The organism is Bacillus sp. 007/AIA-02/001, from assembly GCF_004634455.1.
Taxonomy (GTDB): domain Bacteria; phylum Bacillota; class Bacilli; order Bacillales; family Bacillaceae_G; genus Bacillus_A; species Bacillus_A cereus.
Genome location: NZ_SEIY01000043.1, coordinates 1 through 2,699 on the forward strand (window position 1 = coordinate 1; position 2,699 = coordinate 2,699).

Consider the following 2,699-nt stretch of genomic DNA (forward strand, 5'->3'; position numbering starts at 1 on the left):
TTGCATGTATTAGGCACGCCGCCAGCGTTCATCCTGAGCCAGGATCAAACTCTCCAATAAAGTTAGTTTGTCTAGCATCTAAAATAAAAATTGACGTTTCACGTTGTTTGTTTCGTTCAGTTTTCAAAGAACTACTTGGTCGCTCATTTGCGACTTCCTTATGTTAACATCTTCGTTAGTTAATGTCAACTAAGTTTTTTTATTTCATTTGTCGCTTGCGACGTTATTGTCATCGGCGACTTGTTCTATATTACACCTCTAAAGTATAATCGTCAATACGTTTTTTAAAAAACTTTATATTTTATAGATTTCACTTATGTATTTCTTCTATAGTTATATACAAGCACCCCACAGGACTATCTATGGGGTACTACTCTATTATAAAAACTATTGCTCTTTCGACGGCGCCGAACAACTTCCATCAGTACAAGAAAGATCGCTTCCACCCTCTGAAGAAAGTTCTTGTAACTTAGGTGCAGGATTCTCTTCTTCCCACACTTGCTGAAGTGCACCAACAAAAGTTTCAAGTGGTTGTGCACCTGAAATAGCATACTTTTGATTAATAATAAAATAAGGTACTCCCGAAATTTGATATTGCTGAGCAATCGCTTCATCAATTCTAACATCATTTGCATACGCATTTTTATCATTAATAACATTTAAAGCCTCTTGCTTATCTAAACCTGAAACTTCAGCGATAGTAGCAAGTGTATCCACATCACTTAAATTTCTCGATTCAGTGAAGTATGCGAAAAGTAGATTTTCCGTAATCTCTTTTTCTTTTCCTTGATCCTTTGCAAACTTCGCAAGACGATGCGCATCAAACGTGTTCGTCGGCTTCATCTCATCAAAATTAAAACTTAAACCCATACTAGCGGCATGATTTCCTAGCTGTACGTTATTACGCTTAGCTTCTTCAATACTAATTCCATACTTTGATGCAAGTACTTCATTAATACTTGTCCCAGAATAGATTGGAGCATTTTGGTCTAATTCAAAACTTTTAAACTCAACTTCAACATCCTTCTTATGCGGAAATTGCTCTAAAGCCATCTCTAATCTACGTTTCCCAATATAGCAAAATGGGCATACAAAATCTGACCAAACTTCAATTTTCATAGAAACACCTCATTAACTTTTAATTTTCAATCATTGTAGCACTGAGATTAAGGAATTCAAAAGTTTTTGCTCTACCTCCTTCATATAGTACATACAAAAACACACTTATAGCAGAATACCTAATTAACAAAAAAACGATAATCAAAAGGATTAACTATTATCCCTCCGATTATCGTCTATATAAATGCAACAACTTTAATTATGCCGGAATATACTTCCCTACGAACTTCCATACAGTATTCCAATATTTATTCGAATCTACTTTCTCCGCTTCCCCATGTCCAGCACCTGGAACAATTAATTTCTCTTTTTCTACTTTTGCAGCATTATATACTTCATCTAACATTTCAAAAGGAACGAATGTATCAGCATCCCCATGAATGAACAGCATAGGTGTTTTACTTTTCGCTACTTGTTTTACAGCTGAGGCCTCTTCTAAATCATACCCAGCTCTTAATTTAGTAACCGTATTTGCCGCATTCATAACAGGAAACTTCGGTAAGTGGAATAAATCTTTTAGTTGATAAGTAAATTCATCAATAACAGTTGAGTATCCACAATCTTCAATAATAACTTTAACATTAGAAGGTAAATCTTCTCCTGAAGTCATCATTACAGTTGCCCCGCCCATTGAAACACCAAATAGAGCTATTTCAGCATTAGGGTCTTTCTTTAAGATTTGTTGAATCCAAATTAACACATCTTTACGATCATGCCAGCCCATACCAACATAATCCCCTTCACTATTTCCGTGCCCACGAAGGTCTGGTGCTATGACATTATAGCCTTGTTCATAAAAGTTACGAACATATTTCGTCATTTCTGATGCTCTACCACTATATCCATGAACTACAATTGCCCATTTATGACTAGATGGTTCATTCATATATTCATAACCTTTTAAATTTAATTTATCGAAAGAACGTATAGTTAATGTGTTAGGTTTATACTTCGATACGAAGTTTGCATTCTTTTCTTCATTTGCAGCCAATACATCTCCCGACGCATTTACCGTTTCCACTAAATGAGGATTATCTTGCAAAAATTCCTTTTCTTGTTTCGCATTTAATGCATAGTTATAAAAATAATTTCCAACTAACATATACACGATTACTAGCAGGACTAAGACTACTATAGTAATTATACTTATCTTTTTCATATTATCTCCTTTTCTAACTTAAATCTTCTTATATTAAAGTACATCAAAAACAACTGTACTATTTTAACATACCAATGAATTCTATCTTTAAGAAATAAAATAGAAAATCTTAAATTACCTGTCAAAAATCACGAAAGAAATTGAATAAAACTTATATAGCTACGTACTCAAAAATCTTTTTAAAAATGAGCAGCACTTCAAAATATTTAGCTTTGAAAAGAAGTTATAAAACACAAAAAAGACGAGTCATTCTGACTCGTCTTAAAGTTGCTTGGCGACGTCCTACTCTCACAGGGACAAGGTCCCAACTACCATCGGCGCTAGAGAGCTTAACTTCCGTGTTCGGTATGGGAACGGGTGTGACCTCTCTGCCATCATCACCAAACTATGAAGGCATATTCCTTCAAAACTAGATAACATT

2 protein-coding genes and 2 rRNA genes are annotated in these 2,699 nt (G+C 34.5%); all 4 read right to left on the bottom strand.

The window, feature by feature from the left end:
- Window positions 1-60 (bottom strand): 16S ribosomal RNA (locus ES895_RS29040); the annotation flags it as partial.
- Between the two features lie 327 nt (window positions 61-387).
- A complete protein-coding gene (locus ES895_RS29045; RefSeq protein ID WP_000687938.1) occupies window positions 388-1,119 on the bottom strand; it encodes a DsbA family oxidoreductase in 732 nt (243 codons plus the stop codon).
- A gap of 199 nt (window positions 1,120-1,318) precedes the next feature.
- Window positions 1,319-2,278, bottom strand: coding sequence for an alpha/beta hydrolase (locus tag ES895_RS29050; protein WP_000723977.1), 960 nt, complete (start codon window positions 2,276-2,278; stop codon window positions 1,319-1,321).
- Window positions 2,279-2,547: 269 nt separating this feature from the next.
- Window positions 2,548-2,663, bottom strand: a 5S ribosomal RNA gene (rrf, locus tag ES895_RS29055).
- Window positions 2,664-2,699: the final 36 nt, after the last annotated feature.

Bases quoted from the DNA above. Each gene is read 5' to 3' on its own strand.
- ES895_RS29045 (WP_000687938.1), bottom strand. From the start codon at position 1,119: ATGAAAATTGAAGTTTGGTCAGATTTTGTATGCCCATTTTGCTATATT.
- ES895_RS29050 (WP_000723977.1), bottom strand. From the start codon at position 2,278: ATGAAAAAGATAAGTATAATTACTATAGTAGTCTTAGTCCTGCTAGTA.